The 25,937-nt window shown below is 66.4% G+C and carries 23 protein-coding genes; 7 read left to right on the forward strand and 16 right to left on the reverse strand.

Features of this window, described 5'->3' with window-relative positions:
- Window positions 1–7 precede the first annotated feature (7 nt).
- The 5 genes from mmsA to HQ308_RS05610 all read left to right on the forward strand — a co-directional run bounded on the left by mmsA (window position 8) and on the right by HQ308_RS05610 (window position 6,854).
- Complete coding sequence (mmsA, locus tag HQ308_RS05590; protein ID WP_222645825.1) at window positions 8–1,546, forward strand: multiple monosaccharide ABC transporter ATP-binding protein; 1,539 nt, start codon at window positions 8–10, stop codon at window positions 1,544–1,546.
- On the forward strand, window positions 1,543–2,877 hold the full coding sequence (gene mmsB, locus HQ308_RS05595; protein ID WP_222645826.1) for a multiple monosaccharide ABC transporter permease: 1,335 nt from the start codon (window positions 1,543–1,545) through the stop codon (window positions 2,875–2,877). The genes mmsA and mmsB overlap by 4 nt, the downstream gene beginning before the upstream one ends.
- Before the next feature lie 84 nt (window positions 2,878–2,961).
- Window positions 2,962–3,948 carry a LacI family DNA-binding transcriptional regulator gene (locus tag HQ308_RS05600; RefSeq protein WP_261775752.1) on the forward strand — a complete coding sequence of 329 codons (987 nt, stop codon included), beginning with the start codon at window positions 2,962–2,964 and terminating at the stop codon, window positions 3,946–3,948.
- A gap of 132 nt (window positions 3,949–4,080) precedes the next feature.
- A complete protein-coding gene (locus tag HQ308_RS05605; protein ID WP_222645827.1) occupies window positions 4,081–6,510 on the forward strand; it encodes an AAA family ATPase in 2,430 nt (809 codons plus the stop codon).
- Window positions 6,507–6,854, forward strand: a complete 348-nt coding sequence (locus HQ308_RS05610) for a hypothetical protein (protein ID WP_285184597.1) — start codon at window positions 6,507–6,509, stop codon at window positions 6,852–6,854. The genes HQ308_RS05605 and HQ308_RS05610 overlap by 4 nt, the downstream gene beginning before the upstream one ends.
- Window positions 6,855–6,857: 3 nt before the next feature.
- On the opposite strand, the gene HQ308_RS05615 is transcribed toward HQ308_RS05610, so the two are convergent.
- The 9 genes from HQ308_RS05615 to HQ308_RS05655 form a co-directional block, all read right to left on the reverse strand.
- The gene (locus HQ308_RS05615; protein ID WP_222645828.1) at window positions 6,858–7,565 is read right to left on the reverse strand and encodes an HD domain-containing protein; all 708 of its coding nucleotides are present in this window, start codon (window positions 7,563–7,565) and stop codon (window positions 6,858–6,860) included.
- Window positions 7,566–7,585: 20 nt separating this feature from the next.
- Window positions 7,586–8,926 carry a hypothetical protein gene (locus HQ308_RS22900; RefSeq protein WP_308115684.1) on the reverse strand — a complete coding sequence of 447 codons (1,341 nt, stop codon included), beginning with the start codon at window positions 8,924–8,926 and terminating at the stop codon, window positions 7,586–7,588.
- 180 nt (window positions 8,927–9,106) lie between these two features.
- The gene (locus tag HQ308_RS05625; protein WP_222645829.1) at window positions 9,107–9,490 is read right to left on the reverse strand and encodes a DUF1801 domain-containing protein; all 384 of its coding nucleotides are present in this window, start codon (window positions 9,488–9,490) and stop codon (window positions 9,107–9,109) included.
- A gap of 73 nt (window positions 9,491–9,563) precedes the next feature.
- Window positions 9,564–10,028 carry a hypothetical protein gene (locus tag HQ308_RS05630; RefSeq protein ID WP_056448204.1) on the reverse strand — a complete coding sequence of 155 codons (465 nt, stop codon included), beginning with the start codon at window positions 10,026–10,028 and terminating at the stop codon, window positions 9,564–9,566.
- Between the two features lie 195 nt (window positions 10,029–10,223).
- Window positions 10,224–10,649 carry a DUF4262 domain-containing protein gene (locus tag HQ308_RS05635; protein WP_056695792.1) on the reverse strand — a complete coding sequence of 142 codons (426 nt, stop codon included), beginning with the start codon at window positions 10,647–10,649 and terminating at the stop codon, window positions 10,224–10,226.
- 202 nt (window positions 10,650–10,851) lie between these two features.
- On the reverse strand, window positions 10,852–11,613 hold the full coding sequence (locus tag HQ308_RS05640) for an HpcH/HpaI aldolase/citrate lyase family protein (RefSeq protein WP_222645830.1): 762 nt from the start codon (window positions 11,611–11,613) through the stop codon (window positions 10,852–10,854).
- 10 nt (window positions 11,614–11,623) lie between these two features.
- On the reverse strand, window positions 11,624–12,604 hold the full coding sequence (locus HQ308_RS05645; protein ID WP_308115685.1) for an aldo/keto reductase: 981 nt from the start codon (window positions 12,602–12,604) through the stop codon (window positions 11,624–11,626).
- The gene (locus HQ308_RS05650) at window positions 12,601–14,013 is read right to left on the reverse strand and encodes an Nramp family divalent metal transporter (protein ID WP_222645831.1); all 1,413 of its coding nucleotides are present in this window, start codon (window positions 14,011–14,013) and stop codon (window positions 12,601–12,603) included. Before HQ308_RS05650 ends, HQ308_RS05645 begins: the two co-directional genes overlap by 4 nt.
- Window positions 14,014–14,045: 32 nt before the next feature.
- Complete coding sequence (locus HQ308_RS05655) at window positions 14,046–14,984, reverse strand: phosphoglycerate dehydrogenase (protein WP_222632805.1); 939 nt, start codon at window positions 14,982–14,984, stop codon at window positions 14,046–14,048.
- 184 nt (window positions 14,985–15,168) lie between these two features.
- On the opposite strand from HQ308_RS05655, the gene pdxA reads away from it, so the two are divergent.
- On the forward strand, window positions 15,169–17,349 hold the full coding sequence (gene pdxA / locus HQ308_RS05660) for a 4-hydroxythreonine-4-phosphate dehydrogenase PdxA (protein WP_222645832.1): 2,181 nt from the start codon (window positions 15,169–15,171) through the stop codon (window positions 17,347–17,349).
- 9 nt (window positions 17,350–17,358) lie between these two features.
- On the forward strand, window positions 17,359–18,126 hold the full coding sequence (locus HQ308_RS05665; protein WP_027504893.1) for a DeoR/GlpR family DNA-binding transcription regulator: 768 nt from the start codon (window positions 17,359–17,361) through the stop codon (window positions 18,124–18,126).
- 86 nt (window positions 18,127–18,212) lie between these two features.
- Here HQ308_RS05665 and HQ308_RS22475 read toward each other — a convergent pair whose 3' ends face one another.
- The 7 genes from HQ308_RS22475 to HQ308_RS05700 form a co-directional block, all read right to left on the reverse strand.
- The gene (locus HQ308_RS22475) at window positions 18,213–18,461 is read right to left on the reverse strand and encodes a LuxR C-terminal-related transcriptional regulator (RefSeq protein WP_027504894.1); all 249 of its coding nucleotides are present in this window, start codon (window positions 18,459–18,461) and stop codon (window positions 18,213–18,215) included.
- A gap of 214 nt (window positions 18,462–18,675) precedes the next feature.
- A complete protein-coding gene (locus HQ308_RS05675; RefSeq protein WP_027504895.1) occupies window positions 18,676–19,485 on the reverse strand; it encodes an alpha/beta fold hydrolase in 810 nt (269 codons plus the stop codon).
- A 31-nt stretch (window positions 19,486–19,516) separates the two neighbouring features.
- Entirely contained in the window at window positions 19,517–20,614 is a 1,098-nt protein-coding gene (locus HQ308_RS05680; protein ID WP_222632802.1) for an ABC transporter ATP-binding protein, read from the reverse strand.
- A 1-nt stretch (window position 20,615) separates the two neighbouring features.
- Window positions 20,616–22,607, reverse strand: a complete 1,992-nt coding sequence (locus tag HQ308_RS05685; RefSeq protein ID WP_222645833.1) for a beta-L-arabinofuranosidase domain-containing protein — start codon at window positions 22,605–22,607, stop codon at window positions 20,616–20,618.
- 2 nt (window positions 22,608–22,609) lie between these two features.
- A complete protein-coding gene (locus HQ308_RS05690) occupies window positions 22,610–23,506 on the reverse strand; it encodes a carbohydrate ABC transporter permease (RefSeq protein ID WP_222639109.1) in 897 nt (298 codons plus the stop codon).
- A gap of 1 nt (window position 23,507) precedes the next feature.
- Window positions 23,508–24,452: a carbohydrate ABC transporter permease gene (locus tag HQ308_RS05695; protein ID WP_222645834.1), complete on the reverse strand. Its 945-nt coding sequence runs from the start codon at window positions 24,450–24,452 to the stop codon at window positions 23,508–23,510.
- A 33-nt stretch (window positions 24,453–24,485) separates the two neighbouring features.
- Complete coding sequence (locus HQ308_RS05700; RefSeq protein WP_222639111.1) at window positions 24,486–25,787, reverse strand: ABC transporter substrate-binding protein; 1,302 nt, start codon at window positions 25,785–25,787, stop codon at window positions 24,486–24,488.
- Window positions 25,788–25,937: the final 150 nt, after the last annotated feature.

Raw genomic sequence — 25,937 nt, forward strand, 5'->3', positions numbered from 1 at the left:
TTCGGTGATGACGAGCCAGATCTTGGAGATGCGCGGGATCACCAAGACGTTCCCGGGTGTGAAAGCGCTGCAGGATGTCACGCTGACGGTGGAGCGTGGCGAGATCCACGCGATCTGCGGCGAGAACGGCGCAGGAAAGTCCACGCTCATGAAGGTCCTGTCGGGCGTGTATCCCCATGACACGTTCGACGGCGACATCGTGTTCGACGGCGAGTCCTGCGAGTTCTCCGACATCCGGAGCAGCGAGTCCAAGGGCATCGTCATCATCCACCAGGAACTCGCGCTCAGTCCGTATCTGTCCATCGCCGAGAACATCTTCCTCGGCAACGAGCGGTCCAAGCGTGGGTTCATCGACTGGAACCGCACCAACTCCGAGGCCGCAGCCCTACTGAACCGTGTAGGGCTGCGGGAGAACCCGGTCACCGTCGTCAACGACCTCGGTGTCGGAAAGCAGCAACTCGTGGAGATCGCCAAGGCGCTGTCCAAGGACGTGACGCTCCTGATTCTCGACGAACCGACTGCAGCACTGAACGACTCGGATTCCACCCATCTCCTCGACCTGCTGCGCGGTCTGCGGGACGAGGGCATCACGTGCGTGATCATCTCGCACAAGCTCAACGAGATCGCGGCCATCGCCGACCGGACCACGATCATCCGGGACGGTCGGACCATCGAGACGCTGGACATGCGCAACCCGGATGCCACCGAGGATCGCATCATCTCGCTCATGGTCGGCCGCGATCTCGAGCACCGCTTCCCGCCGCACGAATCCACGGTGGGAGAGGAGGTGCTGCGGATCGAGGACTGGACCGTGCACAGCCCCACCCAGCACGGTCGGACCGTCGTGGACAAGGCGAATCTGACGCTCCGTCGCGGGGAGATCGTCGGTCTCGCCGGTCTGATGGGTGCCGGCCGCACGGAACTGGCCATGAGCGTCTTCGGGCGCAGCTACGGCACGGACATTTCCGGACGGTTGTATAAGTACGGCAGAGAGATTCACGTCAAGTCCGTCAACGACGCGATCGAGCACGGTCTCGCGTACGCGACCGAGGATCGCAAGCGTTACGGCCTCAATCTGATCGACGACATCAAGCGCAACATCTCCACCGCGGCCCTGGACAAGTTGGTCGCACACGGATTCGTCGACGACAACCACGAGTACGAGGTTGCCGAGGGCTTCCGCAAGAGCATGAACATCAAGGCTCCCAACGTGGAGGCCGTCGTCGGCAAGCTGTCCGGCGGCAACCAGCAGAAGGTCGTGTTGAGCAAGTGGATCTTCAGTGATCCGGACGTGCTCATTCTCGACGAGCCGACGCGAGGAATCGACGTCGGCGCCAAGTTCGAAATCTATTCGATCATCAACAGCCTCGCCGATGCAGGCAAGGCCGTTCTCGTGATCTCGTCCGAGCTGCCCGAACTGTTGGGGCTGTGCGATCGGATCTACGCGCTGTCCGCAGGCCGCATCACCGGTGAGGTGACTCGGGAGGACGCGACGCAGGAATCTCTCATGCATCTCATGACCCGTGGAACAGGAGTACTTCGATGAATCAGCTGTCGACCGTCCGGGGGCTGCTCACGCGAAACCTCCGCCAGAGCGGAATTTTCATCGCCTTCGCGTTGATCATCCTGCTCTTCACCGCGCTCACCGGTGGACAACTTCTGGTGCCGCAGAACATCAGCAACATGGTGGTGCAGAACTCCTACATCCTGATCCTGGCCATCGGCATGGTCGTGATCATCATCGCCGGCCACATCGACCTGTCGGTGGGATCGGTGGTCGCGGCCACCGGCGCCATCGCGGGTGTCCTCATGGTTCAACAGAACGCGCCATGGCCGCTGGCAGTGCTGATCACGCTGGTCGTGGGCGGACTGATCGGAGCGTGGCAGGGCTACTGGGTCGCGTACTTCGGCATCCCCGCGTTCATCGTCACGCTGGCCGGCATGCTCGTCTTCCGCGCCGTCACCCTCATCGTGCTGGGCAACCAGGGCATCGGGCCGTTCCCCGGACCGGTGCGGACACTGTCCAACGGCTTCCTCCCCGGATTCCTCGGCAACGTCGGCCTCGGCCCCCTGGGCGGAGCCGACATCTTCACGCTGCTGGTCGCCATCGCTGCCATCGTCGGAATCGTGTTCAGCCAGTGGCGGACCCGCATGGGCCGGCAGAAGTACGGCCAGGTCGTCGATGCGTTGCCGCTGTTCGTCGCCAAGCTCACCTTCGCCGGACTTCTCGTGCTGGCGATCGCCGTGCAGCTGGCGCGCTTCAAGAACCTGCCGTACGTGTTGATCCTCCTCGCGGTACTGGTGATGGGGTACTCGACACTGGCGGGCAAGACCGTGTTCGGCCGGCACGTCTACGCCATCGGCGGCAACATCCACGCCGCATCGCTCTCCGGCATCAAGGTCAAGCCGGTCACGTTCTGGCTGTTCGTGAACATGGGTGTCCTGTCGGCCCTGGCGGGAATCATCTTCGCCGGCCGACTGAACCAGGCAGGCCCCACCGCAGGCAACGGATTCGAGCTCGACGCCATCGCGGCCGCGTTCATCGGTGGCGCAGCCGTGCAGGGTGGCGTCGGGCGTATCGTCGGTGCACTCACCGGCGGACTGATCATCGCCGTCATCAACAGCGGGATGTCCCTCATCGGATCGCCCAGTGAGCGAGTCCAGTTGGTCAAGGGCCTCGTCCTTCTCGCGGCCGTCGCCTTCGACATCTGGACGAAGCGTCGAGCCGCCAGCGGACGCGGGGGTGGACCGGACAAGGCCGAGAAACCGGCACCGTCCACTTACATGGGTCTCCCGGTTCCGGCCGAGATGTTGGGCGGTTCCACCGACACGAAAGCTGCCCCCACAGCCACCGCGTCGCCGCCCGTGTCGAGGTAGATCGGCGCGGCGGGGCCGAACCTGCGATCCTGGACGACGGACGAGTGAACTGGGGGGACTGTGACGCCGATTCGAGGGCCCGCCATGACGGACGTGGCCAAGCTTGCCGGGGTGTCCCACCAGACCGTCTCGCGGGTGATCAACGGTCACCCCCATGTCACCGACGCGACCAGGGCGCGGGTCACGCAGGCCATCACCCAGCTGGGCTATCGGCCCAACATCGCGGCTCGGGCTCTGGTCACGGGAAGCAACCGCACCATCGGCATCGTCGCGACGGGAGTTGCTCTGCACGGACCGGTCTCGACGCTGTACAGCGTCGAGCGGGCCGCCCGGCACGCCGGCTACTCGGTGCTGGTGGGGGTTCCGACCTCGCTGGAGGAGGACGCCATCAACGCGTGCGTTCGGAGTCTGCACAAGCAGGGTGTCGACGGGGTGGTCGTGGTCGCGCCACTGCGTACCGACAACGGCGACATCGCGGGGCTGGCCGGCGAACTGCCGCTCGTCGCGGTCGAGGGATCGCCCGCCGGAGATCTCGCGGTGGTGTCCGTCGACCAGGTCCTCGGAGCGAGGGACGCCACGTCGCATCTCCTGGAACTCGGGCACCGAGAGGTGTGGCACGTGGCCGGGCCTCTGGGGTGGTACGAGGCCGCGGACCGGGTGAGCGGGTGGCGGTCGGTGCACGAGGAGCGGGGGATCGATCCGCCGCCGATGATGAACGGGGACTGGACCGCCCGGTCGGGCTACGCGGCCGGCACCGTCCTCGCGCAGATCAAAGGTGTCACCGCCGTGTTCGCAGGAAACGACTCCATGGCGCTCGGAGTGCTGCGCGCGCTCGACGCCCACGGGCGGCGGGTTCCCGAGGACATCAGCCTGGTCGGTTTCGACGATGTCCCCGACGCCGAGTTCTACTCACCGCCGCTCACCACGATCCGCCAGGAATTCAGCGAGGTGGGCGTCCGGAGCGTCGAGATCCTGCTCGAGCAGATCGAGTCCGGGAAGTCGAGCACCCGACGCTTCAGCATCGCCCCCAGCCTGGTCACCCGAGCGAGCACGGCTGCGCCGGCCGACTGAGGAGCGGCCTCGGCACGTCCCGGCCCGTCCGATCGGAAACGACTCGCGCTGTCGGAACCGGCAGGTACGTTCTGATTCGTCGCGCTCGACCGGCGGCGTCGAACGTACGAGGGAGTGCCACAGATCGTGACCGTGACGGACACAGAACTGATCAACACAGTGACTCAGGCCCTGACGGACGACGCGTCTGTCACCGACGAGGTCGCGTATGTCGTTCTCGCGGCGCTGGAGGGCGACGCCGAGCTCGCCAGCGAACTTCACGGAATCGTGGAACACGAGGCGCTGCAGCCGGACTCACCCGCGTCCCAGGACGGTCCCGTCGGGGCATTCGTGTCCTCCATCGAGGTGACCGGGTTCAGGGGCATCGGTCCGACGTCGAGATTGTCCCTGGTACCCGGGCCTGGCATCACGGTGGTGTCGGGACGGAACGGATCCGGCAAGTCGAGTTTCGCGGAAGCACTGGAGTTCGCTCTCACCAGCAAGTCGTACCGCTGGAGTGCGAACAAGAAGAGCGTCGTGTGGGCGTCGTCCTGGCGCAACATGCACTACGACGGCGAGGCGTCGATCCGTGTGGGGCTGACCATCGACGGGCGACCCGAGACCACGGTCGGTGTCGACTGGTCCGCTGGGGCGGAGCTCGACGATGCCGCATTCTGGGTTCAGGAGAAGAAGGCGGCGAGGTCGACCGGAACGGACACCCTGGGGTGGCGCGACGCACTCGATTCCCATCGACCGATTCTGTCGTACGACGAGGTCGGCCGGATGTTCGAACAAGAACCGTCGGCCCTCTACGACGCCATTGCGAAACTACTGGGTCTCGACGCGGTGGCGGCTGCAGAGAAGCGCTTGGCCGAGAGGCACGGCGAGCTGAAGAAGCCGCGCACCGCAGCGACCCAGTCGAAGAAGTCGGTCAAGGCGGCAGTCGAAGCGTCGAGCGATCAACGTGCCGCTGCGGCATTCCAACAGCTCCGCAAGCACAAGCCCGACCTCGACGTCGTCGCGGGCATCGCGACAGGTTCCGAGGCGGCGTCGTCGACGGTCGTGGCGGCCCTGCGGCGTCTGGCCACACTGCGGACGGCTGAGATCAGCGACATTGACCGGACGGTGTCGCGGTTCGAGCGCGCCCGAGACGCTCTGTCAGCTGTGACCGGCGTGGTGGCAGACGAACAGGAACGGTTGCTCGACCTGTTGGCCAGCGCTCTGGAACTGCATTCCGGCGGTGACGGTCGACCGTGCCCCGTGTGTGGTGAGGGGATCTTGGACGACGTCTGGGCCGAACGTTCGCGACTCGCGCTCGAGGCGGGTCGAACGGACACCCAGCGCTACCGCGACGCGAAGTCGGAGTTCGATGCGGCAGCGCGCTCCCTGCGAGACCTCGCTCTCTCAGCACCGCTTGCCGTCGATGACACCGGTGGACTGGACCTCGAGGTCTACCGGGCCGCTCGTGACACAGCGCGGGCCGTGCCCTCGGACACGATGTCTCTGGGCGACCACGTCACAGCATCGCTGCCGGTGCTCATCGACGCCGCAGCCGGAGTGCGAGAGCAGGCAGCGCAGGCACTCGCCCAGTTGGAGACCGAGTGGACGCCACTCGCGGAACAGCTCGCCCGATGGGTCGACCTCGAACGCGAGGCGCGAGCGGTCGAGGAACAGCTCACCCGCGTCGACGCCGCGCGGACGTGGCTTTCCGGGCACATCGATGTCCTGCGCGACGAGCGGTTGGCGCCCATCGGTGACCAGGCCCGTCGCATCTGGTCGATGCTGAGGCAGGAGTCCAACGTCGACATCGGTCGAATCACTCTGGAGGGCCGCGCGACTCGCCGTAAAGCCAGCATCGAGGCGTCGGTCGACGGTCAGCCGACGGGGGCCCTGTCCGTGATGAGTCAGGGCGAGCTGCACGCACTGACATTGGCGCTGTTCATTCCGCGTGCGACCACCGAGGGAAGCCCGTTCCGATTCCTCGTTCTCGACGATCCCATCCAGGCGATGGACCCGGCCAAGATCGACGGATTCGTCGACGTTCTCGTCGATCTCGCAGCCACCCGACAGGTCGTGGTCTTCTCGCACGACGATCGACTGCCGGCCGCACTGCGCCGACGGTCCATCGGAGCCCGACTCGTCGAGGTGACGCGCGAGGCTGGATCCTCGGTTCGGCTGGCCGAGGCCGACACGCCTGCTCAGCGTTACGTCACCGACGTTCATGCCACGGTGCGAGACGAGCTCCTACCCGACGAGGTCAAGCGTCGGGCAGTGCAAGCGATCTTCCGCTTGGCGATCGAAGCAGCAGCCTGGGATCGCTACGTCCGGACCCAGACTGCAGACGGCACGGCATGGGTCGACCTGGAGCGCACGTGGTCCGAGACTCAGAAGACAAGGGGCCGGATCGCGCTGGCGATGGGGAAGTCCGACCAGGAAATTGGTGCGTGGTTGTCCTATCGAGAGTGGAGAGGCGGCTCGCTGAACTACGCCAACAAGGGTGTGCACGGCGCCGGCTCGATCCCGACCAAGTCTCACGCGAGCGATCTGAACAAACTCGTCGACGAACTCTTGGCGGTGCCGTGACGACGCCCGCGGAGTTGCTCGGATACGCCCGGCGACTTCTCGAGGAGGAACCGGTGACCGGCCAGAATGCCCGTCTCGCAGCCGTACTCGCCCGGCAGGCACTCGAGTCGGTGGTCGAGGCGCGCTGCGCAGCGGTCGGCGAGGGTGTCGTGCACGCCAGCATGAAAGTAAGGCTGATCGTGTTGTATGCGCTCGCGCCGAACGACGAGTCGGTACGCACACTCGACTATGCCTGGGGCCGTCTGTCTCAGGCGTGCCACCACCACGCCTACGAGTTGTCGCCCACCGTTACAGAGGTGCGTACTCTGTGCGAATCTGTCGCCGGGTTTCTCGTCGACGCGTGATCATCAGCCCCTGGTCTGCCCCCTGATCGACGCCAGGTGACCGCGCAGATTCGCCATCCCGTCCGCCGTCAGTCCGAGCGCCTCGCCGTGCTCTGTGGCCGCCGCCTCGAAGATCTCGACGAGCGGCGCGTACTTGCGCAGCAGCTTCGTGCGCTTGGCGTCGTCGACCAGATACTTCAGGCTGCCGGCGTTGTCGACGAAGTCGGACACCTTGACCAGAAAGACCTTCGGGTCGCGGATCACGGTCGTCACGTGTTCGACGTACTGCGCGGCACGGTCCTCGCCGGTGCGCGGCGGGGTGGTGACGGCCTCGACGAGGCGTGCGACCTCCGCACCGAAGTGTGCCTCCAGTGCGCCGAGAGCCTGGGTCCCGCCGAGTAGATCGACGATGCGGTCGGACTGATCCTCGACGGTGTCGTGCAGGGCGGTGGCCACGAGTACGTCGAGATCAGCACAGCCGTACCTCATGAGACGCAGCACGTTTCGAGACGGGTGCGTGATGTACGGATCGTTGATCTGATCGCCGCGAGTGGTGCGGCGCTGCATCAGATGGGCGTAGGACGCCACGGCGAGAGCATCCTCGAGCGGTGAGGTCTCCAGTCCTCGACCGCGCGCCTCGTACCGGATGGCGTGGGCGAGCAGTGACGGGTCCATCTCCTTCAACGGCACGTCATTCAGTGCGCGAGTGAGGGCGTCGGACGTCGATGTCATGGGGTCCTCTCGTGGGACTGTCAGGAGGTGCGGGGGAGTTCGTCGACGAACTCGTACGAGCAGCCCAGCGCACTGCGCTCGTCGGTCACGCCGTTCTGCCGGAACCACGCGACGCACGCGTTGGCGATGAGCTGGGTGTCGCGGCTGAACAGATAACCGTCCGTGCAGTCGTCGAAGTGATCGTCGTGATGCCAGTGATCCAGCTCCAACCCCTCGACACCATGGTCGGCCAGTCGGAGTCGCTGGAGAACGGCTCGCGATCGGCGCACCATGTACACGCCGTCGTCGAGGACGTGGATCTGCGCGTTGAACACGTCCCTCTCGTCGTCGGGGTCGTAGTCGCTGGGACCGAGTTCGATGATCAGGCCGGCGGGCTTGTCGAACATCGATTCCATCAACCATGCTGCGGTGCCCTCGGAGTCGTCGACGGGCAGAACTCGGCCGTATCCGTCGGTGATGTTGTCGAGGAGTCCACCGCGGGGCAGGGGAGCGATCCATGCGTCGATGGCGTCGCCGTTCCTCCGAAGGTTCGCAACGCCGTCGTCGGTCAACCAGGCGGGGCCGTGGAAGAACTGCTCGACGCCCGACATGCCGTCCGAGTTGGTGTACTTCGCGTACCAGTTGTCCAGGTCGACATCCTTGTCGGTGACGACGACGCATCTGGTGCCGTCGATGCGGAGTGCGTACTGCCACTCCGGGATTGCCGTCGGCCGATTGTCGGCGCGCGGACGAGAGTGCTCTCGTTTCCATACCGCGGTCTCGACCGTCCTGATGCGTGTGATGGACCACGCGTTGCTGATGACATGGAGGGATTTGGCGGTGAGTTGGCAGGCCCAGGAGACGTCCCAGTCGCGCCTCGACACGATGATGTGCCGACGCCCGTTGTCGGCGACGACGACGTCCGCGCGTTCCCTGGACCGGAAGTAGTCGGACAGCTCCACGTCATCGACGAGCTCGTCGTACGGCTCGATTTCGATGATGACGGTGTACCGCGTGCCCTCACTCGCCGGCAGTCGGCGAGTGCGGGGGAGGCGACTGTCGGCCATGTGAGGGCTGGTGGACCAGAGGTCCGACCGGCTCGTCTCGACACCGAGGACGCTCCACTCCTCTGCGAGCCTGTCGACAGCATGGAGAGCAGCCTGTCCGGAGACCCACCATCCGCTGCCGGGTACGTCGAGGACGACGCGTGCATGACCGAGTAGGGATCGGTCGATCCTGGCCGCGTCGTCACCGACCTGGTGCAGCAGCCGGAGGTACTCGTCCGGTTCGATCTGGTCGAAGGGCCGGTCGATCTCGACGGCGACGGTGAATCCGGGGTTGCCGGCGGGGATACCGCCCAAGCCGCGACTGTCGTGGTCCATGGGGTTCTCGATTCTGTGCGAACAGCTAGCTCGACGTCGGAGAACCGAGCGTCGCCGGCAGGAATCGTCCGTCTGCCTACTCACTGTTTACAGCAGGGCACCGACATGTTTCGGGCACCTGCGCGCACCGAGATGCCCACGACTCGGCGTTGGTGCCAGGCATGCTCGATCGCGGCCGAGCTACTTCGTGCGCGACTCAGCCTTCGTGTTCCGATTCCGCTCGATCGCCGCACGGACCAGTCCGGCTAATGCCTCCGTGTCGACGACGTCACCTTCGAAGAGTTCGTACGAGCGCCGCTGCTTCCCGCCGAGCTCACCGTTGAAGATGCCCTTCGGGTCGTCCAGCGATGCCCCGTACTGGAAGCCGAGTTTCACTTTCGCTTTGAAGATGTCGCCGACGATGAGCGGCCCGTCGAGATCCCAGGCGGGGGAGCCCATGTACTTCCAGCCCTCGACGATGCCGTCGTCCACCGACAGAATCACCCGTCGTGCTTCCGCCAGGGCGTCACCGCGCCAGTCGGGGTGTCGGGCGATCAGGCCGTCGATCTCGGCACTCGGTTCCATGGCTGCTCCTCCGTCCACTGCGCGATCACAGCAGAACGGCGGCTCCGATCCGAAGTGACTCGCTGCGTTCAGGTCAGCTCAACGTCATGTACGGCGTCCACACCGTGAACGAGTGACCCATCGAGGAACAGTTCAGCGATCCCTTGAAGCCGATGTAGCAGGTGGCCCCGCCGTAGCTGAGCGAGCCACCGAGGGGAGTGCTCCCAGCACGCCCACGCGGGCCGCCGATCCCGAAGGTCGGGTGAGCCGGGAACCACGGCACGTCGATCGCCACGTCGTAGACCACGGGGGCGAAGGGGATCTGGGTGAGGTACTCGCCGCCCGGAAGATCGCAACCCACGACCCCCGCCGGGGTGATGGAACAGTTGGCGGCGCCGGTGGAGAAGTAAGCGACATCGCCCTGCAGGAAGGCCGCCGGATCGACGGGCACCGGTGCGGGATAGTCGACCGCGGACGCGGTGCCGGCACCGACGATGGACATCGTCGCGGCGGTGATGCCGACGAACGCGGCTCCGGCGAGCTTCGTGAGCGAGCGCATGAGGATCCTCTCGGGTGGTCTGGTGTCCTCAGTGTGTCTGCATCTCCGGGCGACTCGTTACTCGGCCGAATGGTTTGTGACCATTTCGTTGTTCTTCCGCGCTGGGCGTGGTGTCCCTTTCCTCCGATGTCGGACGCGGGAACCCGCTCGACAGGGCGGACAGAGGAACACCACGCCCGGGTCAGGCCCGAACCGTCACACCCACCCCACGCCCATCAGTGGCTGGTGGTGGGCACAGATGGAGTACTCGGGCTCCCACGGGAAGTGGCCGTCGACGTCCGGCCACACCAGTTGCAGCGCAGTGAAGTCCGAGTACAGCGCACCGGTGACCACCATGTCCGCGGTATTGACGGCCTGAATGACCACGATGTCCGGTTCGTCGCCGGTCGCACTGCGGATCGTGATCCCGGACGACAGTGCGAGACCGGCGACCATCTGCGACGCCATGTCGTGGAGCAGGCTCCCCGACAGATGGAACGGCAGTCCGTAGACGATCAGTTCGGGCAACGACCTGCTGGTGAGGCCCGTCGTGTACGCGACGTCGGGTACCTCGTGATCCGACCCGGCCACGGCGGTCACCGCCCACCCGTGGCGCGCGATCTTCCTCTTGATGTCCGGCACTGAGACGCACCCTCTGCACATAGTTTCCCCCCGGAAGTCGATGCGGAGGAGGAAGGTAACGCGGCGGTCCGACAGGCGGTGCAGCTCTGGTCGTGGTGTTCCACGTGCGTGTCCTGCGCGCGGGATCCCGCCCGCACGGCTCACGAGTGGAACACCAGGCCCACTCGCGCTCCTCTCGGCGCGGATCGCTCGACCGGAACCCCTACCCCCGCGCAGCCTTCAGGTGCCCCTCGGACACAGCTTTGAGGTGGGTGAGGTCCGAGGCCACGGTCGCGAAGGTGTAGCCCTGCGCCAGACGCCGCGCCGCGACCTCGCCGGAGGGGGTGTGGATGCCGGCCGCGATACCTGCAGCGGCGGCAGCTTCCTGCACTCGCACCACAGCAGCGTCGAACACGTCGTCCACGGAGTTGTCCGAGGGGGAGGCGCCACCGACGGCGATGCGCAGATCCGACGGTCCGACGTACACGCCGTCGAGTCCGGGCACGGCGCAGATGGCCTCGACGTTCTCGAGACCGTCGGGGGTCTCGATCATCGCGAGCACGACGACACCGTCGTTCGCGTCGGCGGGAAGCGGTCCGACGCGCAGCTGTGAGCGCATCGGACCGTACGAGCGCACGCCGGCAGGGGGATAGCGCACGTAGGAGACGGCGCGGGCGGCGTCCTCGGCGGTGTCGATCAGCGGCACGATGACGCCGCGCGCACCGGCGTCGAGTGCTTTGCCGATGTAGGTCTGGTCGTTGGACTCGACCCGCACGAGTCCGGCCGGGCCCTGAGCCGCGTCGATGGCGGTGAGGCCGCGCAGCATCCCGTCGTAACCGATGAGGCCGTGCTGCAGATCGAGGCAGATGTAGTCCCACCCGACGTGGGCGAGCCACTCGGTGGAGACGGGGGAGTCGATGACGGACCAGTAGCCCAGTGCCCGTTCACGGGAACGGATGCGACGGGCGAAATCGGCGGCAGACATGAAAGGTTTCCTATCGGTTGTAGGCAGGCATCGGACCGCGCAGTGCCGCACCGACCTCGTCGCACGCGGCGACGACGTCGTCGGAGAGCGGACCGCGGCCCAGTGCGTCGATGTTGGCCTGCAGGTGACTGGTCTTGGAGCCGCCCAACAGAACCGGTCCGGTGAGGGGCTTCGACCGGAGCCAGCGCAGGGCGAGCTCGGTGAGCGGCATGCCGGCGTCCGACGCCACCGCGGACAAGCGCGTGATCGCGTCGAAGATCTGCGTGTTCCAGTACCGCTCGCGGTACATCTCGGCCAGGCGTGAATCGCCGAATCGTCCTTCGCCGGGCGCTTCGTCGAACGAGTGCTTGCCGGTGAGGAGTCCGCCGCCCAACGGGTTGTAGACCATCGTGGTGATACCGCTGACGGCGGCGAACTCGGCGTACTCCTCCTCGACGCGGCGGGCCAGCAGGTTGTAGAGCTGCTGCGCGACGACGGGCCGCGGCGCACCCACCTCGTCGCACACGCGGTTCACCTCGGCGATCTGCCAGGCGGCGAAATTCGAGACGCCGAGCGCTCCCACCTTGCCTTCGGCCACCAACTTGGCAACGGTCCCGAGGGTGTCCTCGAGCGACGACGCGCGGTCGGGCTGGTGCAGGTAGAAGAGGTCGACGTGGTCGGTGCCGAGCCGGTGCAGGCTTGCCTCGAGTCCGAGCCGCAGCCCCTCGGGTGACAGGGGCGAGTGGCCGTCTGCGTCGCCGAGGAACATGCCGCCCTTGGTGGCGAGGGTGACTTCGTCGCGTCGACCGGCGAGCAACTGCGCGAGGATGCGTTCGGACTCTCCGCCTGCGTACCCGTTGGCGGTGTCGATGTGGGTGATGCCGGCGTCGAGTGCGGTGTCGAGCAGAGCGCGCGACCCCTCGAGGTCGACGGTGTCGCCGAAAGTCATGGTGCCCAGCACCATCGGGCCGAAGGACATCGTGCGGGTCGCGCCCGAATCGAGGTCGGTCACGAGACCTCGATTCCGAACACCTGAAGCACCGAGTAGATGCCGAGAACCATGATCGAGACGCTACTGATCACGAGCGCGCCTGTCACTGCCGGGTGCGGACGGTGGCGTTTCGTCGTTTCTGCGGCCCGCAGCTTCCACACGGCGATCACGATGGCCACCAGGAAGATGCCGCTGCCGATACCGCCGATCTGAACCATGAGGACGGGCGACTGGACGAAGAGGTAGAACACTGCCCACATGGGCGGGAACACGAAGGTGAGAATGCGAATCCACCGTCGGCGCGCTGCGGGGTCGCTCCAGTCGACGAGCCCGAGAATGCCGAGTGTGTGCGTCCACAAGCGCGGCACGCTCGCGACGGAACCGATCAGGGTGGACCACAGGACGGCGATGGCACCGAGAAGGAACACGACCTCTGCCCAGGGACCCAGCGTGTCGGTGTACATGCGGGAGAGCGTCGTGATCACCTCGTTTCCGGCGGGTACCAGTCCCTGGGGGTGGAGCACCGATGCACCGATCACGTAGAAGGCGAGAGTGCAGAGCGTGCACACCAGCCAGGACACTGCGACGTCCATGCGCATGACGCGCAACCATCCTGACGCTCGGTGCGCCCTCTGCTCGGAACCGTCGTCTGGTCCGGTCCATCGCGCGTAGCCCTTCTCGATGCACCAGTACGTGTAAGTGGTCATCTCGTCGGCTCCCACTCCGGTGAGGCCGAACATCGCTACCGAGATCCCGATGAATGCAGCCGGGATCGTAAACGACATTCCGGTCGCGAGATCTGCACCGGTCCAACCGAAATCGGTGAACGGCAGACTCAGTGCCAATGCGACCGTGATGAGCGTGAAGCAAGCGACCGACGCCACGGCCAACCGCTCGATCATCGAGTACTTACCGGTCTGGAGCAGCGCCACAGTGCTGACCACGATCAGGACGGTCCACGCGGTCAGTGATGCCCGTGAGAGCGGTTCACCGACAAGTGGCAGCAGAATGGAACAGGCGGCAGCGGCGCCACCGATGATGCCGCCTCGCTGCAGCATCTTCGTGAAATCCATGCCGATCCAGAGGTAATTGATCCATCCCCCTCTGCGGGTGGTGGGCGCGACAGCGGAGAACAGTTCCAATGCCGGCTTCCCGGAGAGGATGCTGAGACGGGCAAGCTCCATCTGCACCCAGACCTTCACCGTCGTGGCGATGATGATGAGCCACAACAGGATGAACCCGGCTCGCGCCCCGAGGGAGGTCGTGAGGATCAACTCACCCGATCCCACCACCGCGGCGGACAAGATCATGCCGGGTCCCAGTCGTCGCACGCGTCCGGTGAACGTCGTGGGTGGTTCCTGAACGTCTTCCGGGTCGAGGGCGTAGGGGTCGTCGATTTCCAGTGATTTCGACTTCACGGTATTGGTCATCTCGAGCTTTCTGTGCAAAGTGGCCAGACAGGTCAGAGTGCGGAGTTCATTGCCGGCAGACCGCGCAAGACGCGCGAGACGTCTTCTGCCACTGTCACTCCCATGGTGCGATTCGCTTCGCGCGTGCACGCTCCGATATGCGAGGTGAGAACGACGCCCGGCGCATCGCGAAGGGGAGACTCACCCAGCGGCTCGGTGGAGAAGGCATCGAGGCCTGCTCCGGCGAGATGACCGTCGTGAAGCAGTTGCGCCAGCGCGTCCTCGTCGACAAGTCCACCGCGCGAGGCATTGACAACGATCGACCCGGGTCGCATCGACTGCAGTCGGGCACGGTCCAGCAATGGTGGGTCGCCGGCGATGGCGGGAACGTGCAGAGTCAGGACGTCCGCCGACGTGATGCAGTTCTCCAGCGACGACGGCACGTGACCGGCTCGCGCGACATCTGCGTCACTCACCCACGGATCGTGGGCCAGTACGCGCATCCCGAACGCCGCCGCGTACCCCGCGACCAACCGGCCGATCCGCCCGTACCCGATGACTCCCAGCGTGCGCCCGGCGAGCTCGGTTCCGAAATTCTTGACCCACCGGTGCTCGCGTACAGCACGGTCTGTCGTCGAGATGCCCCGAGTCACGTCGAGAATCAGTCCGAAGGTCAATTCGGCCACCGCATTCGAGTTCGATCCCGGTGCGAACACCACCTCGATCCCGCGCTTCCGTGCTGCGTCGACCGCGATGTTGTCGAAACCCACGCCGTGTTTTGCGACGACTCGTAGGTCGGGGGCCGCGTCGAACATGTCGGCGTCGACGGTGTCGAGACCGACGATCATGGCCACCGCGTCGCGAGCCTGTTCGGCGATGGCATCGCGAGACGGCGGTTGCGCGTGGCCCCAGGGTTGGTCGACCGACAGTCCGTCGGCGATCAGTACTTCTCGGGGCTCATGGGCGTAGCGACCGAAAGTGGGTGTCGTCACCAGCACCTTCCCGCTCACTCTGTGTCGCGTGAGCGACGATCCCGCGTCGTTGTGGTCCATGTCACGAAGCAAAGCAGAAACGCGCGTTTCGCGCAACCAGCACGTGAATATTGCGTGATTCACGCAATAGTGACAGGCTGAGGATGTTCGGGCACATGGGAAGATCAGGACGAGGAGTTGGTGGATGGCAGTGAGAAGCGCGACGTGTGTCGTCGTACTGGCCGACGACCTCTCGGGCGCCGCGGAGGTCGCCGGGGTGTTCCTCGACCGCACGTCCGATGTGTCTCTGACCCTTGATGCCGTGATCGGTTCCGCCACAGTGTCTGTCGTGGACCTCGATACCCGAGCGCTGGCGGCCGAGCATGCGGAATCGTTGGTGTCCTCTGCACTGCGTTCCGTACCCGCAGGCGCACGCGTGCTCGCGAAGATCGACTCGCTTCTGCGCGGGAACGTCGCCGCCACGGTGCGCGCGTTGTCGGCCCGCGGGCCGGTGGTCGTCGCGGGCGGTCTGCCACTGCTGGACCGCGTCGTCCGTGGCGGCGTGCTCCACGTCGACGGATCGCCCCTGGTCGACACCGACCTGTGGCACGCCGAGTCCGACGAGCCCCCGGAGTCGTTGCCGCACATGCTCGATGCTCCGCTCGTCACCATCGACGCGCTCTCCGCCGCGACCGGGGTCGTCGTGTGCGACATCGAGTCCGACGCCGATCTCGACGCGGTGGTGGCGGCAGTGGCGGAGAGGCCCGACATGATCCTGGTGGGTACCTCGGCCCTCGCTGCCGCCGTCGCCCGCGGTCTCGACGGGTCGGCCGAGCCTCGGACCGTTGCTTGCACAGGCGATCCCGTCCTCGTCGTCGTGGGCACCGCCTCCTCGGTCGCCGTCGAGCAGGTTCGTCGTCTCGCCGAGGACGGGGTGCGGCTGCTCACCGTGGACGCGGGTGACGTGCTTGCCGGTCTCGCCGACACGCGGGTGCTCTCCTCCGCCCTACGCGACGGTTCGGTCGCGCTCACCGTGACCGGGTCCGTGGACGTCGCGCGTACCCGTGACCTGTCCGTCACCCTGGCCGAGTACGTCCGCGCGGGGGCCGACGGACTGTCGGTCGACCTCGCCCTCACCGGCGGTGAGACGGCACGGGCCGTCATCACCGCGCTCGGCATCGACACCCTGCGCCCGCTCGGGCACGTGCACTACGGCGCTGTCGTGTCCGTCGACCCGCGGGGCCGACGCGTCGTCACGCGGCCGGGCAGTTTCGGTGACCGAGACAGCCTGTCTGCCATCCACTCCTACCTCACCGGCGGCTCGCCGGACACCACGCTTCGACCGAAGGACACAGCCATGACATCGACCGATCTCCAGACCCTCGACCTGCCCGTCGTGGCCCTGACGATGGGCGACGGCGCGGGCATCGGCCCCGAGGTCATCGTCCCCGCCGTGCTCGATGCCAAGGTGGCGGGGTGGTGCAAGCCCGTCGTCATCGGTGACGCCGCGCGTCTGCGACTCGCGGCCGACGTGCTGGGTGTGCAGTGCGAGATCGTCTCGATCGAGCGCATCGCCGATGCCGAGTTCACCAGCGGGCGCATCAACGTCATCGACCTCGGGTTGCTGCCCGCGGATCTGGCCTGGGGCGAGCTGTCCGCAGTGGCGGGACATGCTGCCTACGAATACATCCGTGTCGCAGCCGAACTGGCCGTCGCCGGTGACGTCCAGGCGATCTGCACCGCGCCGCTCAACAAGGAGGCGCTGCACGCCGCCGGACACATCTTCCCCGGTCACACCGAGCTGCTCGCGCACCTCACCGGTACCGAGGAGGTGTCGATGATGCTCTCGACGCCCAAGCTCAAGGTCATCCACGTGACCACCCACATCGGACTGCTCGACGCCGTCGCGAAGATCGAGCCGGGTCTCGTCGAGCGGACCGTCCGCCGCGGGTACGAGGCGCTGGTGCGATCGGGCAACAGCAACCCGAAGATCGGCCTGTGCGGTATCAACCCGCATGCCGGCGAGAACGGCCTGTTCGGGTACGGCGAGGAGGATCAGAAGATCGTGCCGGCCGTCGAGAAGCTGCAGGCCGACGGAATCGACGCCGTCGGACCGCTGCCCGCCGACACCGCCTTCTTCCTCGCGGGTCGCGGTGACTACGACCTCATCGTCGCTATGTACCACGACCAGGGCCACGGACCGGTCAAGGTTCTCGGCATCGAGGCCGGCGTGAACATCACCGTGGGACTCCCCGTCATCCGTACCTCCGTGGATCACGGCACCGCGTTCGACATCGCGGGCAAGGGCATCGCCGAGGCCGGCAGCATGGTGGAAGCCCTGCGACAGGCCGCCGAACTGGCGACCAGCACCGCCGACGTCGGCTAGGTTTCGGGTATGGCGCTCAGGGAGTCACAGGCGCGGCGCGCGGAGATCGTCCGCCTGGCCAAGACGAGTGGTCTGGCGAGTGTGGAAGACCTGTCCGTGCAGTTCGGCGTGACGGCCTCGACCATTCGTCGGGATCTATCGCAGCTGACCGCCGAGGGGCTTCTCGCGCGCACCTACGGTGGCGCGATCGCGCTCGACCCACACCCCGAGTCGTCGCTGCGACAGCGTGCGGTCGAGGGCTTCGACGCCAAGCGTTCGATCGCGAAGTGGGCTGCGGGAGAGGTGCGCCCGGGCGAGACGGTGCTTCTCGACGCCGGCACCACCGTCGGTGCCATGGGGGAGTACCTCCGTGACTCGACGGGCCTCACGGTCATCGCCGCGGGTCTCACTGCGCTCGAGGCGCTGGCGGATGCCGACGACGTCCGCGTCGAGTGCCTGGGCGGTACGTTGCGTCACCTGTCGCAGGGTTTCGTCGGGCCGCTCGCCGAGGCGTCGTTGGCACGGGTGTCCTTTGACCGCGCCTTCCTCGGTGCGGACGCGGTCACCGCCGACCGCGGCATCTGCGAGGCCGAGCTGGAGCAGACGCGGCTCAAGGAGTTGATGATCGAACGCGCCGGCACGGTCTACGTGCTCGCGCACGCGGCGAAGCTGGGGCAGCGCCCGTTCCACGCCTGGGCACCCCTCCCCGAGGGCGTCACCCTGGTGACGGATGCCGGCGCGACCGAGGAACAGGTGCAGCCCTTCCGCGACGCCGGGGTCACGATCGTCGTGGTCTGAGCGGTGGAGTTTCTGCTCCTCTCGGCGCCCTGTCGCGCGGCATCCCGCCGGTAGGTGGCGTGAGCGGAGCGAAAACGCCAGGCGACCTACAGCTCGTCCAACCCCACGTGACCGTCCTGCAGTGCTCGGGCGACCAGCGAGGCCTTGGACCCGGCGGAGCGGCCTACCGCCTCGTACTTCTCGCGAATGCGCGCGATGTGGGTGTTGACCGTGGCGGGGGAGATGAAGAGCGACCGTGCGACGGTGCCCTTCGAGTCGCTGATGATCCACGCCCGCAGGACCTCCACCTCCCGCACGCTGAGGGCCGGTCTCACGATGTCGTCGTCGGTCATCATTGCCTGCATCTGTATCGGTCCCCCTGCTCGGCGCAGCAGCGCTGCGCTGCTGTTCTGGGAGGACCGTACGTTTTGTTCCGGGCAGCTCGGTAGCCACGACTTCGGGGGACCCCGACGTCGGGGGCATGCTTCGCAGAGCTCACCATCTGCGGACTGTGACCGGTCCATGCAATCAGACGACGGGCATCTCCACTGTCCGTCGCGCAGACGACAGTCAGTACCCGATGCCGCGCAGGAAGGTCAGCACGGCCTCGTTCACCTCACGTGGACGGTCCATGTTCGCGGCGTGGCCGCTGTCGATCAGCGCGACCTGACCCTGCGCGGTGTCGCGCGCGGTGACCACTGCGTGATCCGAGGGCCAGAACTGACTGTTCCGTCCCGCGATCATGAGGATCGGTACGTCCGCGGCCCGGATGTCCGCGCGCCAGTCCTGGCGGGCGTGGTCGTCGAGAAGTGCTCTCATGGGCGGTGTCTCGGACGACACCATTCTGGGCATCGACCGCAGGCGCAGAATCAGTTTCGCGACGGGGAGGAGCGAGGCGAATGTCGAGGGTCCGTGTCCCGTGGCGGGAATGCCCTTCGCGAAGAACCCGTCGACGGTGGCGTCGGTCAGACCGTAGAAGCCGTGCGGCCACGAGGCGTCGTTGATCATCTTCGGCGTCTGATCGACCGAGACGACACCGCGGACCCTCGACGTCCCGGTCGTACGGATGTAGGACCAGACGGTGCTCGCGCCCATGGAGCCACCCATCAGCACGGCAGTCTCGACGCCCACCGCGGTGAGGAAGTTGTCGAGGTCCCGGCCGTGCCGCGCCATGGTGGCGCCGTGATCGGGTGCCTCGGAGTCGCCGTGGCCGCGCCGGTCGAGCGCGAGCACGCGATACCCGGCCCGCACGAGCGCATCCTGTTGGAACACCCACGTGGTCGCCGGAGCGCCGAACCCGGCGACCAGGACGACGACGGGACCGCTGCCTTCGTCGAGGTAGCTCAGGGTCACGTCGTCGTCCGTCACGAAGGTGGGCATGATCGTCAGCTTACGATCGCGGCCGGCGGGATCACCCCAGACGCAGACCCGAGGCGGCGTCGAACACGTGCACCTGGTCCGGATCCGTCGCCAGGTGAAGGGTGGTTCCCGGTTTCGGCGCGGCGCGACCGTCGACCCGAACGACGAGAGGGGTGGACTGGTCTTCGAGTGGAGGAGCCACACCGTCGCGTAACGCCCGGCCGTAGACGTACGCGTCGGCGCCGATCTCCTCGACGACGTCGACCTCGATGGTCAGCCCGCTCGCTGCACTCGTGACCCGAAGGGCCTCCGGTCTGACGCCGAGCAGGATGTCACCGGTCACCTTGCGAGTCACCTGGCGCGCGAGGGGCACCCGGAGATCACCGACCACGGCGTGATCGTCGACCGCACGGGCGGACAGTAGATTCATCGCCGGCGAGCCGATGAAGCCGGCCACGAACGAGTTGGCGGGGCGGTCGTACAGCTCGCGCGCGGTTCCGACCTGTTGCAACACACCGGACTTCATCACTGCGACCCGATCTCCCATCGTCATGGCCTCGACCTGGTCGTGGGTGACGTAGAGGGTGGTGACTCCGAGGCGGCGTTGCAGTGCCGCGATCTGCGTCCGCGTCTGGACGCGGAGTTTGGCGTCCAGATTGGACAGCGGCTCGTCCATCAGGAAGACGCGGGGTCGGCGAACGATGGCGCGGCCCATGGCCACTCGCTGTCTCTGTCCTCCCGAGAGAGCCTTGGGTTTGCGGTCCAGATACTCGGTGAGGTCGAGGACGCGTGCGGCGGCCTCCACGCGACTGCGGGTCTCGCTCTTCGACATTCCGGAGATCTTCAGGGCGAAGCCCATGTTGTCCGCGACCGACATGTGTGGGTACAGCGCGTAGTTCTGGAACACCATCGCGATGTCGCGGTCCTTCGGTGGTAGATCGGTGACGTCGCGGTCGCCGATCGAGATGGTGCCTTCGGTCACGTCCTCCAAACCGGCGAGCATGCGTAACGACGTGGACTTACCACAACCGGACGGTCCCACGAGCACGAGGAATTCCCCGTCGGCGATCTCGAGATCGAGTCGGTTGACGGCGGGGCGGTCGGACCCCGGGTAGTGCTGCGTCGTCTGGTCGAATGTCACGGTAGCCACGTCAGGACTCCTCGGTCGGTGTGGAGACGGGCAGGAACACCCGCATGGTGGAGGGGCCGCGCTCGGCCCAGTCGGAATAGGGCCGGAGAACGACGGACACCGAGTCGCCCTGCGGCGCAGCGCTCCCGGGGGAGTGGTACGGCCACGGGTCGCTGTCACGGTCGTGTACCCAGCCGTGCACGCGGATCCTGTCGCCCCCGTCGTCGACAGGACCCCGCGCCGGATCGACGACGAAGTCGTCGACGTGTCGCCGGTCGGGCATGTCCACCGACTCCAGGCAGAGCACCTGTGGCCCGCGTTCCACGGCGACGGTGCCCCGCACGGCGTCGATCCGGGAGTCGGCGACCGTGAGACGTGGCGCTATCGGGAGCTCGAGCACGAGGAGATCGCCGGATACCAGCACCCGGGTGGTCGTGACCGTCCCTGGTGCGGCCGAACGGGTCACACCGCGGTCGGTCAGCGTGGCGCCGACCGCCCAACCCGGCACCCGGAAGGTGATGCTGACCGGCGTGGACGGCGCGGAGTCGACATAGACTTCCACGCGTCCGGCTCTCGGGTACTCGGTGCGCATGGACAGAGTCAGCCTGCGTCCACCCGGAAGTGTCGTCGTGATGGTCGCCGGCGCGTACTGGTGCAGCTGGATGCCGTCGTCGTCCGCGGTGGCGAGCAGTGTCTGCAGGCTGGCGAAGGTGCGAGCGACATTGGTGGGGCAGCACGAGACGGCGAACCACGGCGCTCGCAACGAGGACGCCGCGCGCGGAACGGCTCTGGTGGGATCGGGCACCGTTCCCAGCACCCGCTGGTGAAGCGTGTTGGTGTAGAAGAACGCGGTGCCGGAGTCGGACGGCCCCGCGGCGACGACGTTGTAGAGCGTGCGTTCGATGAGATCGGCGTAGCGCGGCGAGCCCTCGGCCAGCAGCAGTCTCCATGCCAGCTGCACGGATCCGATTCCTGCGCATGTCTCGGAATACGCACGATCGGGCGGCAGCACGAAGTCCTCTCCGTACGCCTCGTCCTGGTGGCGAGACCCCATGCCGCCGGTCAGGTATGTGCGCCGCGCGACAGTGTTCTCCCACTGCCGGACGATGGCCCCGAGCAGCTCCGTGTTGCCGGTCTCGACCGCCACGTCGACTGCGCCGGACGAAAGGTAGGTCGCACGGACGGCGTGCCCGCGCAATACGTCTGCCTCGAGAACAGGGATATCGTCCTGGAAGTACGAGCTGCCGAACTCGATTTCTCCGAGTAGATGCCGCCCGCGCCTGTGCACGAACAATTCCGCCTGGTCGAGATAGCGACGGGTGCCGGTGACGCGATAGAGCTCCACGAGTGCCGGTTCGATCTCGGGGTGGCCGCACACGGCGTCGCGCCCGTCCGGACCGAAGACCTCGCACACCAGATCCGCAGCGCGGGTGCACACTGCGAGCAACTCGTCGAAACCGGATGTCCGCGCGCGGGCGACGCCGGCCTGGAACAGGTGGCCGAGGCAGTACAACTCGTGGCCCCATTCGAGATCGCTCCACCGCGCAGGACCGCCCGGGCGGCCGAACACCGTGTTGAGATACCCGTCGCTGTCCTGGGCTGCGGCGATCCGCGCGGTGATCGCTCGGATGCGCCGGTCCACCGCGGGATCGCCACTACGGCCGTGTTCCCATGCGAGCGCCTCGAGCAGCTTGTAGACCTCGCTGTCGGAAAACTCGCGCCCCGTCCTACCGGCGGGAGACTCGCCGGCGGCTGTGGCGTCGAAGTTGCCCAGCCACCCCTCGTGCTCGAGCCAGTGCTCGATATGAGCGAGAGTCGCCGAGGCGTTGACGTCCTGGCGACGGCCCCATGGGCCACCGGTGATGGTGACCTCGCCGACGCCGAGCGGTCGCAGTCGTGAGCGGGTGGGGGCCACCGGTGCAGCCGGCACGCTCACGTCGGCGCCGGTGGAGTTCACCGGGTCCTCGTCGGTGGTTGCCCGGAGTGTCATGGGAATGGAGAAGGAGTGGGTCACGGTCATCCTTTGAGTGCGCCGGACATGAAGCCACGCACGTAGTGACGTTGCAGGAGAAGGAAGATGAGGATGCAGGGAGCGGCGAGAACGACCACGCCCGCTTCGGTGGCGCCGTAGTCCACGATGCCCATCGTCTGTCCGCGCAGGTTCGCGATCGCGAGGGGCAGCGGAATCTTGTCGGAGTCCGAGACGAGGATCAGCGGGGTGATGAAGTCGTTCCACGCCGCCAGGAAAGCGAAGAGTCCCACGGTGATCAGGCCTGCGCGAACTGCCGGCAGCAGCACTCGGACGAGAGCGGTGAAGGTGCCGCAGCCGTCGACGAGAGCGGCTTCCTCGAGTTCCTTCGGCACGGCCTCGAACGAGATGCGCATCATGAAGGTCGCGAACGGGAGCTGGAACATGGTGAGCACCAGTGCCAGTCCGACGAGGGAGTTCTGAAGTCCGATGCCGTTGAGCAGGACGTACAGAGGGATGAGAAGGGTTGCGTAGGGCACCATCAGGATGGCCAGTGTGCCGAGGAAGAGCAGATTCTTGCCGGGAAACTCGAACCGAGCGAAGGCGTACCCGCCCAGGAGCGAGACGACGACGGTGAGCAGCACGGTCAATCCCGACACGAACATCGAGTTGAGCAAGTATTGCCCCACGCCGGCCTGGTAGTCGATCAGGGTCCGGTAGTTGCCCAGACCGATCCCGTCGGTCTGGGCGGTACCGCCCTGCGGTGACACCGAGGAGACCGCGGCCCAGACCATGGGAAACAAGAAGAGAAGGGCGAGCGCACCCGTGAAAGTGTTGCGGCCCATGGTCGCCAGGGAGCGCGCGCGACGAGGGCGGCGCCGTGCAGGTGTGGGCCGGGTGGCGGCGGCGTCGATCGCTGTTCTGGTGGTGGGAGTCGTGGTCATGTCAGTCCTTGTCTCTACGAAGACCGAGGAACTGGACGGCGTTGAGCAGAATCAGCCCGGCCAGCACGATGATCGACAGGGCAGCAGCTCTGCCCAGGTCGCTGGAGCCCTGGAAAGCCATGGAGTAGACCAACTGCACGATGGTGATGGTGCTGTTGTCGGGCCCGCCTTTGGTGAGGATGTAGAACTGGTCGAAGGCGAGCAACGACCCGGTGACGCAGAGGATCGTCGACAGCGCCAGCGACGGTCTGAGCAACGGCAGCGTGATGTGGCGGAACGTCTGCCAGGCGCTCGCACCGTCGATTCGCGCGGCTTCGAACACGTCGCCGGGAATGGACTGCAGTCCCACGAGCAGTAGCAGCATGTAGAAGCCGGCGAAGCGCCACACGACCAGTGCGACGGTCGACCACAGCGCCCTGTCCGGGCTACCGAGGAAGGACACCGGGTCCTCGCTCAGACCTGTCCAGCGGAGAAGGGCCGTGAACGGCCCCGCCTGAGGGGAGTACAGGGCGTAGAACAGCAGGGAGGCAGAGGCCAGGCCGAGCGCACTCGGGATGAGGAACGACGTGCGCACGAAGGACGACCAGCGGCCGGATTCCTGCACCAGCAGTGCCATGCCCAGCGCGAGGCCGAGCAGGATGACGGTGGTCACCACGGTGTACTTGACGGTGAACCACACTGCGGGCCAGAACAATCGGTCGGTCGCCGCATCGGAGAAGTTACTCGGGAAGTTCAGGCCGCGATCACCGGTGAAGAGCCCCCAGTCCGACACCGACATTCGGAAGACGAGAACGACGGGGACCACGAAGAACACGACGAGGAACACCGCGGTCGGAGCCGCGTAGAGAATACCTTGCCGTTTCCGGGCCCGTGAGCTTCCCCGCTTCCGCACCGTAGGCGGTCGGGTGGCGCGGGCCGGCGGGGCCGCGGTGGGGGTGCTGGTCATACTCGTACTCCTCGTCGAGTCCGCTGGATGTCTCTACTTCTGGAGAAGATCGGTGATCGCGTCGTTGTCCTGCTGGAGCGTCGACGGATCACCGAAGACCTGGTTCCGGAACAGCGTCGACCACGGGCTGCCGACCGCGTTGAAGGCCTGCTGGAAATTGAGAGCCTTCGGGGTGCGGCTGTCCGGGGCGGTGGACACCGAGTTGATCAACTGGACGCGGGGATCGGTGGTGAACTCGTTGTCGAGGAGGTCGGCTCGAGCGGGCGTGACGTTGTTCGCTGCCAGCACGTCCACCTGCGCCTTCTCGCTCATGAGCCACTGCATGAAATTCCAGGCCTGGTCCGGGGTGTCCGAGTCCTTGCTGATGCCCAGACCGTCGCCGCCCACGAACGTCGAGGTGCCGCCGTCGACACCCGGGATGGCGCTGACGCCCACGTCGACCGTCTCGCTCGCCTTTTGGAGGAGGGTTGCGGGATAGGGCATCACGCCGATCTGCCCTTCCTGGAATGCCGCGGTCCACGTGGTACCGGTCTCGTCGGCCGCTCCGGGCGCGATGGCGCCGGCGTCCTCGAGGTCGCGCCACACGCCGTAGATCTCCTGTGCTGTGTCCCCGGCCAGATTCGCCGTGGTTCCGTCGTCCTGGAGAACGTCCTCACCGCTCGCCCACATCATCGGGAACCACGTGAAGACACCGCAGCCGCCACAGTTGCCGCCGAAGTAGGTGCCGTGTGTGTCGGGCTTGTTCAAGGACTCGACGGCGAGTGCCTGATCGCGGAACTCGGTCATCGTGGTGGGGCCCTTCTCCGGGTCGAGCCCGGCCTCTCGATAAAGGGCCTTGTTGTAGAACATGACCGACAGGTCGAGGACGAACGGCAGCACGTACTCCTGGTCCTCGAAGGTTCCCGCCTCGACGATCGACGGATTGATCTCGTCGCGATAGTCGAGGTTGCCGATACGTTCGGTCAGATCCCCGAAGAGGCCCGCCGATGTCCAGTTCGGCAGATACACGGCGTCCGCTGCGAAGAGGTCGGGCAGGTCACCGGAACCGGCCGCCGCGCCCACCTTGGCGACGTAGTCGTCGTTGGGCACCACGGTGAGCTCGACCTGGTTCTGGTGCGACGAGTTGTAGGCGTCGACCAGCAGATTGGCCTGGGCTTCGAGAGGTGCGCGCGTCCAGAGCGTCAGCGTGGTTCCGTCGTCGACGCCCTCCACATTGGACGGATCGCCCTGCACGACGGTCGAGGACGAGCCGCAGGCGGAGAGTGCCACCGTCATCGTGACGACTGCGAGCGCGGCGGCGGCGCGGGTGGTGCGGCGGCGTGGAGTCCACGTCATCGTGTTGCCTTTCTGGTGCGCGGCATCGCTGCCGCATCGTGAGCGAAAAGTTTCGGACTGATAAGGATTGCGGAGTCTGTCGCATTCCTTCGTTACCTGCTCCCAGCGTTTCCGAGTCGCCGCTGAGTGTGATCCACGTCGCTAAAACGT

It is taken from the genome of Rhodococcus sp. BP-241 (genome assembly GCF_019836145.1).
Taxonomy (GTDB): Bacteria; Actinomycetota; Actinomycetes; order Mycobacteriales; family Mycobacteriaceae; genus Rhodococcoides.